The 7,780-nt window shown below is 67.7% G+C and carries 11 protein-coding genes and 2 pseudogenes; all 13 read right to left on the bottom strand.

Going from position 1 to position 7,780, the window contains the following annotated elements; genetic code table 11:
* Window positions 1–101: pseudogene (locus tag T398_RS26205) on the bottom strand (kinase); the annotation flags it as partial.
* 98 nt (window positions 102–199) lie between these two features.
* Window positions 200–439: pseudogene (locus tag T398_RS26210) on the bottom strand (ATP-binding cassette domain-containing protein); the annotation flags it as partial.
* A gap of 90 nt (window positions 440–529) precedes the next feature.
* Window positions 530–1,189 (bottom strand): cytochrome P450, encoded by a 660-nt coding sequence (locus T398_RS26215; RefSeq protein ID WP_496450485.1) that lies wholly within the window; start codon window positions 1,187–1,189, stop codon window positions 530–532.
* 339 nt (window positions 1,190–1,528) lie between these two features.
* Entirely contained in the window at window positions 1,529–1,846 is a 318-nt protein-coding gene (locus T398_RS26220; RefSeq protein WP_496450486.1) for a winged helix-turn-helix domain-containing protein, read from the bottom strand.
* Window positions 1,847–1,892: 46 nt separating this feature from the next.
* Window positions 1,893–2,279 carry a hypothetical protein gene (locus T398_RS26225; RefSeq protein ID WP_496450487.1) on the bottom strand — a complete coding sequence of 129 codons (387 nt, stop codon included), beginning with the start codon at window positions 2,277–2,279 and terminating at the stop codon, window positions 1,893–1,895.
* A 76-nt stretch (window positions 2,280–2,355) separates the two neighbouring features.
* Complete coding sequence (locus T398_RS26230; RefSeq protein ID WP_496450488.1) at window positions 2,356–3,117, bottom strand: ABC transporter permease; 762 nt, start codon at window positions 3,115–3,117, stop codon at window positions 2,356–2,358.
* Window positions 3,114–4,145, bottom strand: coding sequence for an ABC transporter ATP-binding protein (locus T398_RS26235; protein ID WP_496450489.1), 1,032 nt, complete (start codon window positions 4,143–4,145; stop codon window positions 3,114–3,116). The genes T398_RS26230 and T398_RS26235 overlap by 4 nt, the downstream gene beginning before the upstream one ends.
* A 153-nt stretch (window positions 4,146–4,298) precedes the next feature.
* Window positions 4,299–5,003: a lantibiotic dehydratase C-terminal domain-containing protein gene (locus T398_RS26240; RefSeq protein WP_496450495.1), complete on the bottom strand. Its 705-nt coding sequence runs from the start codon at window positions 5,001–5,003 to the stop codon at window positions 4,299–4,301.
* A gap of 49 nt (window positions 5,004–5,052) precedes the next feature.
* Window positions 5,053–5,175 (bottom strand): hypothetical protein, encoded by a 123-nt coding sequence (locus T398_RS26245; protein ID WP_496450490.1) that lies wholly within the window; start codon window positions 5,173–5,175, stop codon window positions 5,053–5,055.
* The gene (locus T398_RS26250) at window positions 5,172–5,726 is read right to left on the bottom strand and encodes a hypothetical protein (protein ID WP_496450491.1); all 555 of its coding nucleotides are present in this window, start codon (window positions 5,724–5,726) and stop codon (window positions 5,172–5,174) included. Before T398_RS26250 ends, T398_RS26245 begins: the two co-directional genes overlap by 4 nt.
* A gap of 97 nt (window positions 5,727–5,823) precedes the next feature.
* A complete protein-coding gene (locus T398_RS26255) occupies window positions 5,824–6,207 on the bottom strand; it encodes an integrase core domain-containing protein (RefSeq protein ID WP_496450492.1) in 384 nt (127 codons plus the stop codon).
* A 207-nt stretch (window positions 6,208–6,414) separates the two neighbouring features.
* Window positions 6,415–6,828 (bottom strand): hypothetical protein, encoded by a 414-nt coding sequence (locus tag T398_RS26260; protein ID WP_496450493.1) that lies wholly within the window; start codon window positions 6,826–6,828, stop codon window positions 6,415–6,417.
* Between the two features lie 167 nt (window positions 6,829–6,995).
* Window positions 6,996–7,780: transposase family protein (locus T398_RS26265; RefSeq protein ID WP_496450494.1), on the bottom strand; the 785-nt coding region annotated here is incomplete at its 5' end.

Consider the following 7,780-nt stretch of genomic DNA (forward strand, 5'->3'; position numbering starts at 1 on the left):
TCCAGGGCGAACCGAACGGTCTGCCCAATCAGGGCAGGTGCCGCGCCGCCGGGCTTGTCCCGCTCGCGCAGCAGGATGCGGCGCAGGTAGTCCTGTTCCAGCTTACCGACCGGTCCCAGCGTTGATACGTATCTGAGCTGGGAATAGGCGTCGTGAACATGTTCGTGACGTCTGCCGAAAATAGGGCAGCGGACCCGAGTCCGCAGGTTCGGACGTCAGAGATCTCCCGACGCTCGGCCATGGACAACGACGTCGTCTTGCCCGCCCCGTTCGGGCCGACCAGTCCGAAGAAGGAGCCTTGCGGCACGACGAGATCGACATGGTCAACCGCCGTGTTCGAGCCGAACTCCTTGTGCAAGCCGGACAGTCGCAACGCTGCCGGCCCGCCATCCACATCAGGACTTTCCGCTGCGGCATACCGAATGGTCGATGGCTCCATGGTTCCCCTCGATGTCACTAGGCGGCGGGCCCAGTTTGCCCGACTTGCGGGACCTACGAAGGCGCCTGCACGCAGGTTGGTCCACTGCGCTCACCCAGCAGCGAGCGGAAAGTGCAGCATGCCGTGGATGATGAAGGAGTCCCGGCGCCGGGGCTCACCGGCGGCATGCAGGTCGGGCAGGCGCTTCGCGATCGCCCGGAACGCCGCCGCGGCCTCGACCCGCGCCAGCGCCGCTCCCCGGCAGTAGTGGATACCGGCCGAGAAGGACAGCGTATCGGCGGCACTCTTCCGGGTGATGTCGTAGCGGTGCGGATCGTCGAAGACGGCCGGGTCGCGGTTCGCGGCGGCGGCCAGGATCGCGAGTTCATTGTCGACCGCCAAGATCTCCCCGGCGAGTTCGATCTCCTGGTGGACCACGCGACGATACTGCTGCACCGGCAGGTCGAACCGCAACGTCTCCTCGACCACGCCCGCCGCCAGGCCCTCCGGATCGGCGCAGAGCATGTCCCACTGGTCCGGGTTGGCCAGCAGCGCCCACACACCGTTTCCGATCAGATTGACCGTGGTCTCCGAGCCGGCAGACGGCAGGAACATGCAGAGCGGCTCCAGCTCGTCCATGGTCAGCTTACCCTCGTCGATCGCGGGCAGCAGCTGACTGATCAGATCGTCACCGGGGTTCTCCTGCCGCATCTTGATGACGCCGCGGAACATGTCGGTCAGCTCGCCGATCGCCAGGTCCGCACCGCGCACCTTGAACGGTCGTCACCCACGCCCCCGGCGCGCTGCGCGACAGCGGCCCGAGCGCCCGGATCTGCTCGTAGACCGGGTAGGGGTCGGCCGGCCCCGGAGCAAGCGGGAATAGAGTCCGACGGAAGCCACGGAACCGACAAGCCCTGAGTCTGAGTGATGTCGTGGGTGTGTAGCAGGATCTCAGCGACCCCATTGCGGCATAGCCCGATACGTCAACCGGTCCCCAGTGCCAGGCCCAGCAGCTGCGGATCAGTCGTGGCCAGGGCCGCAGCCCGAGGAATCAGCCGACCACGCGCCTGGCCGCTGGCAGGCTGACCAGCTGTGAACACGCCGTTGGCATCAGTCCGCGTCCTTCACCGGTGGGGCGCCAGAGGCGATGTCCTGAAGGGCTTCCACGTGCCGGGTAAAGGCGGTGCGACCCATGGGGGAGAGCGAGAGCCAGGTACGGGTGCGCTTACCGACGAAGACTTTGCGGACCTTGACGTATCCCGCCTCTTCCAAGAGGGCGATCTGTTTGGAGAGAGCCGAGTCGGTGATCTCGATCGCGTCGCGTAGGGTCCTGAAGTCCGCTTCGTCGACCGACGCGAGGGCGGCGGCAATGGAGTACCGCACGGGCGCGTGAATCACGCTGTCGAGCGACTTGCGCGGGTGTGTCACCGCTCACCCTCCTTGGGTCGGAAGGCCTTTCGCTCAAGGATGCCGATCACAAGGAACGGGACCCCGCAGAGAACGGCGCCTGGTAGCCACCAGGCGTGCTCCCAGAGAAGCAGGTGGAGCCGAGGGTGACGGTCAGGCTGTAGATGCCCGCCCCGGCCACCGTGCTCACGGTGTACAGAGCGCGGTAGTGGCGGGGCAGGACGGGTCGGGTCGCGGTGTAGATGCCAAGGGCCAGCAGCGGGAGCAGCAGCAGGACGGGAACGGTGTACGGCATCTTAGGCTGGACGAGCAGGCCATACACCGCGGTCAGGAGCATCATGACCATGCCCAGAAGCAGGATCAGAGCCGTACAGGGGCGGCGTCCGGTCCGCATCCGCGAGGCGACCGCGTCAGCGGAGGCAAGGGCCTCGCGCGCCTGGTTCTCGTCCATCATGGTGCCTTTCTGTACCACTACGGCCGTTACTGGCCGTCCAAGCATCGTCTACTTCTCTCCGTACGCCCGTCGCGCGTTACGCCGTCTCGCCCTGGTCCCAGCGGAAGGTGCGGACCGCCAGCCACACCACCACGACCGTGGTGGCGGGCACCACCAGAATCGAGAGCCACACCGGGTGCTGGGGTGAGCCGTCCGGCATCTGGGTGAGCATGAGGTCCGCGAAGAAGGTACTCGGGAGCAGACCTAGGGTGGCGCGGACGGCGTCCGGCATGAGTTCCATGGGGAAGGCGAGGCCGCTGAGGAAGAGGGCGGAGAGCTGGACCAGCGTGCCCACGTTGGTGGCGGCGTCCGGCGAGGCCAGGCGGCCGCCAATGAGGTAGCCGACGCTGCCGAACATGGCCAGGCCCAGGAGAGCGATGCCGAACAGCGCGGGCAGCCGGGCTGGTTCCACCTTGCCCAAGCCGCCGGCCACCGCGAGCAGGGCGACCGTCTGGGCGGTCACCATGAGGACCCGCGGGAACATGTGGGTGCGGATGAGGCGGGCCCGACCCACGGGGGTGGTGCCCAGGAGGCGCAGGGTCCCGTTGGTCCGCAGGGTGGCCAGCGGGCCAGCCGTGACGGTGAGCGCGGAGCTGGTGACGGCCAGGAAGATGGCCATCGGGATGACCATCTGGATGAAGTCCGGAGCGCCGCTCTCCTGTGGGACGACCGCGCCGATGCCGAGAAAGATGGCCAGCATTCCGAAGGGGAAGAAGAGCGCGAAGTAGAAGTACCGGGGCTCGCGGAGGAGTTCGCGGGCGTGGAGCATGGCCAGTTCGCGGGTAGCAGTGGTGATCACGCCGTGGCCCCTTCCGGGTCGCTGTCCGCAGGTGCGCCTTCGGCTGCGTGCTGGAACGGCACGCCCGTCAGGTGGCGGAAGACCGCCTCCAGGCCTGCTTCCCTGAGCTGGATCCGGGTGGCCGCGAGGGGGCCGGTGAGCAGGCTGAGTACGAGGTCGGAGTCGCGGGTGCGAACGGTGACGCGGGTGCCGTCAGCGGTGTCGTGGGACGCCACGTGGGTAACGCCCTCGGCGGCGCGCAGTCCGGTGAGGTCCGTGCCGGCGGCAACGGTGAAGAGGACCTCGCGTTCCGGTGCATGGTGGGCGATGAGCTCTTGGGGCGCTCCGCCGGCGGTGACCTTGCCCTGGTGGAGGACGGCCACCCGGTCGCAGAGCGTCTCGGCCTCCGCCATGGAGTGGGTAGAGAGCAGAACCGTGCCGCCGCCGACGCGGTGGCCACGGATCGCGGACCAGAGTTCCTGGCGGGCGTTGGGATCGAGGCCGGTGGAAGGCTCGTCGAGAATCAGGACCCGGGGGCGGGAGATGAGGGCGGTGCCGACGAGCAGGCGTTGGCGCTGTCCGGCCGAGAGCTTGGCCACCCGGACGTCCCGGGATTCGACGAGGCCGATGCGCTCGATGATGACCTCGGGGGCTTCGGGCGCCGGGTAGAAGGAGGCCCAGACCCGCAGGAGTTCGACGACAGTCTGCTGCGGGAAGAGCGCCGCCTGCTGGGGCTGGATGGCGACCTGGCGGCGCACCTCGTCGCGCTCGACCGCCGGGTCAAGTCCCAGAATGCGCACGGTCCCGGAGGTGGGGCGGCGCAGGCCGGCCAGCAGCTCGATCGTGGTGGTCTTCCCGGCTCCGTTCGGGCCGAGGAGGCCGAAGATCTCGCCGTGGTGGACCGTCAAATCGATCCCGTCCGTCGCGGTCTTCGTAACGCCGTGGGGGCCGGGGTAACGCTTGGTGACGGCGGTGAGCCGGATCGCCGCCTCCCGTGGTGAGTTGGCCTCGAGAACGGGTGCCGTGGTGTCGGTGTCTAGTTCGCGCATTTCCGAGTCAGCGTCTCGTGGGTACTGCTGAGAACTCGCCGAGTCGCACATCGTTCCTACATTGACATCTACCTTCCGAATCTACAAGTGAATGTCAAGGCGGAAACATAGCTAGCTGGTTAAGGGTTTACGTAGCGTGCGGCACTCGGGTGGCTACCGCCTGCCGGCCGATGCCAGGACTCCCAGCAAACTCTCCTCGGCGGGCACGAAGCCCCAGCGGTTCATGTCCATGTGCAGGTAGTGCAGAAGGAGGACCGGGCGCGGGACGGGATTTCCGTCCACCGCCGCGTCACCGAGGGCACAAACGACCGTGGCAACGTGCTCCTGTACGGCCTCGCGGTGTCGGTCCTCCAGGGGCACCGCGTGCACGCCGGCTGCCGCGCGAGCGAGGAGGTGGCGACGCTGGTCCTGGTCTGGTGCGCACATGGCCAGCTGGCGACCCCACTGACGCCGGTGGGCCGCCCAGAACCCGGACTGCGCCTCCTGATCGGGGAGCGCCGCACACACGAGGGAGCGCATGTACGCGACTGCCAGGGCCGCCCGGGAAAACAGTGGCTCCATGGAGCCGATCTGCTGCTCGATGTACAGGCGGCTGGACGCGGTAAACAGCCTCTCGGCCCGCCACACCCCTGGGGCACCTCCGTACTTGGCCAGTTCCGGGGCGTACAAGGCGCAGCGGGCCTGTCTAACAAGGGGCAGCCCTTGGGGTACGGAGCCGGGCACGAGCCGCGCGGCAGGGGTGGGGCCGGGCAGGCTGTGGAGTAGCTCGACGACTTCGGGCAGCCGGTCGTGGACATGGTCCGCGCCCTCCGGGGGACAGGCCAGGCGAACCGCAGGTGGTGACCGCTCATGTCCCAGTAGCGGGTGAAGAACCACGCCGAGGCGGTCTCCTGTGCGGCATGGACGGCTAGCCCCGGACCAGGACCCTGGTCGCCTCGTCCATGAGGTCCGGGTGGCCAGGGTATGCGCGTACATACCACCAGTCCGCTTGGTAGGCGGAGTCATGCGGGAAGGTGGTCGTCATCGTCACGGTTCCTCGTACTCCTTCGGCCAGGACAGCAGCGCCGCATGCTCGGTGACCCGGGGGCGACCAAGGTGGTCGCGCTGTGTTTGCCGTCCACGCGTGGGCAGGGCCTCCACCATCCGGACGGGGCGCGTCGCTGGGTTCAGCCATTGCCGCAGGACACCCACGGAGAGAGGCGAGGCCAGCGAGACCCACATCGGTTTGTGGTCCCGGGTGAGGCTGAAGCGCCCGCTGCCGAGCTGGTGGACGAAGACCTCCTCGGGCATACCGTGCTCGCGCCGAAACTCGTCCCAGCGGACGGCAAGGTCCACGTCATCCCGTCCTTCGGGCAGGGCGTCGGCGGGCACGATCCAGGAAGCCCGTGCGGTGACGACGCGTCCCTCGGGGCCGCACGTGACCCGGGGCAAGGCCACTACCTCGTCGCCGCAGTGCGAACGGAGCCGGTTGTCCTGTGTCAGCGTGTAGTCGGAGTGCGGGGCACCTTTGACCCAGGGGTCTGCCAGTACCGCGAGCAGACGCACATACGACTGGAGGAGGTGCTGCGGGATGAGCCCCATGCCCGCTCCAGACCGACATTGTCGCGTTCCGCTTGGACGGCCTGGAGCCGGGCATGGGTGGTGCCGGAACGTGTCAAGGGAATGAGGCCAACGGGAGTTAAGCGGCCTGCAGCTCGGGCTGGGTTTGCTGGTCGGGCCGGTTGATCCAGACCTGATTGGGTGGTTCGAGGATTCTGGGTAGAGGTCGGGCGGTGCCGAACCGTTCCGGGTGGGCGGTGCGCGCTGCGGCGAGGGTGTTCTCGCGTCCGGCGCGGATCTGGTGGTGGCGGCCGTGGTGGACGTCGGCGGGGGTGTGCAGTCCGATGCCGGAGTGTCGGTGGGCGTGATTGTACCAGGTCACGAAGTCGGTCATGAACGCCCGTGCGTCGGCCAGCGACGCGAAGCGGTCCGGGAAGACCGGCGCGTACTTCAGCGTCTTGAACCAGGCCTCGGAGTACGGATTGTCGTTGGAGGTCTTCGGCCGTGAGTGTGAGCGGGTCACCTGGAGCCTTCGAGTAGGTCGGCGACCGATTTCGAGGTCATCGAGGTGCCCCGGTCGGCGTGGACCACGTGCGGGACACCGTGGGCGCCGAACACCTCGCGCATCATGCTCCGGCCAGCGGGCCGGACTCGCGGGCGTGGACCCGGGCGCCGACGATGTACCGGGAGTAGATGTCGATCATCACATTCGCATCGAAGTGCGAGCCTTTCACGGGACCGGCGAGTTTGGGGATGTCCCAGGTGTAGACCTGCCTGGGCCGGTCGGCGACCAGTTCGGGGCGTTGCCGGGCCGGTGCCGGGCCAGCCGCCGCCGTTCGCGGAGCTGCTCGTGCTCGCGCAGCAGCCGGTACATGGTGGCGATCGAACCGACGTAGACGCCCTGATCCAGCAGTGCCGCGTAGACCTGCGCCGGAGCCGCGTCGACGAACTCCACAACTTTCAACACGTGCAGAACCTGCTCACGTTCGGCGCCGGACAACGCGTTCGCCGGTGGGCGTCGCACCGGGCGGGCCGGTGTCGGACGCCGCCGGTCACGATCAGCGCTGGACCGGGCGATACCGGTCAGCCGTTTCGCCTGCCTCGTCGAAATGTTCGTGCTGGTCAGCTGGTGGTAGGTGTCCATCAGCGTCTGCCGAGCCCGAAGACGTCCGGATCGTCCGGCTCGCTCCTGGAGATGTCCTCCAAGAGCTCTCGTGGTCGGGTCGCCCGGGGGAATCTCACCCCCGGGCTCCCACAGATCCCGGCGTGACAGTCTCCCGGAGGACTTCCCAAAACTATTGTCGGGTTTGTTCAACGTAATCCGTAAACACGAAACATCTCCAATTTGGTCACCGTGCGTAATGTGGCGGGGAAGTGTTCCAGTGATCGGCGGAACCCGGTCTTGAGGACCTTCCAGCACTTGAGGTGGGCGATGGCGCGTTCGACGGCGGCACGTTTCCGGTTGAGTGCGGAGTTGCAGGCCCGCCGGGCCTCGGTCAGGTCCCGGCCCGGGGGTTTCTTGTACGGGGTTCGGATGCCGGCGCCCTGGTAGCCCTTGTCACCGATCATGCCGGGTCCGCCTGGGGCATAGTGGTCGGCCCACTTGGCGGCGATACCGGAGGCGTCGAAGGCCTTGCGGTCATGCATCGCGCCCGGGCATGGGTCACCCACGTCGACCACCCGCCCGGACAGCGTGGCCACCACCTGCACGTTCTGCCCGCAGAAGCCCTTCTTGTCGGAGAACAGCCCGTCGGTGCCGTCGCGTTCGCCGACCGGCGCGACCAAGCCGTCAACCAGGACCGCTTCCCGCCCAGCCTGGTCACGGACCTGCTCGTACAGCGCAGTCAACACGTCGTCCACCAGCGGTTCCAACTCCTCCTGATAACGCTCCACCGTCGAGGAGCCGCACCCGAACACCTCACCCAGCACGTCCGGCGCCAGGTTGTGCCGCAGCCCGAACAGCACCAGCACCAACGCCGTGTACAGCGGCAACGCCCGCGGCCGCCCCATCGGGAGATCCCAGTCCAACAGGGCGTCCACGTGCTCGTACAACCACTGCACTTGATCGGAATCCAGCCCGGTCATACGCTGACAGC

It is taken from the genome of Salinispora goodfellowii, from assembly GCF_059570675.1.

What these genes read in the sequence shown, in the direction of transcription:
- T398_RS26250 (WP_496450491.1), bottom strand. Translation starts at nt 5,726, where the DNA reads ATGGGGCTCATCCCGCAGCACCTCCTCCAGTCGTATGTGCGTCTGCTC.
- T398_RS26235 (WP_496450489.1), bottom strand. Translation starts at nt 4,145, where the DNA reads ATGCGCGAACTAGACACCGACACCACGGCACCCGTTCTCGAGGCCAAC.
- T398_RS26225 (WP_496450487.1), bottom strand. Translation starts at nt 2,279, where the DNA reads ATGATGGACGAGAACCAGGCGCGCGAGGCCCTTGCCTCCGCTGACGCG.
- T398_RS26260 (WP_496450493.1), bottom strand. Translation starts at nt 6,828, where the DNA reads ATGGACACCTACCACCAGCTGACCAGCACGAACATTTCGACGAGGCAG.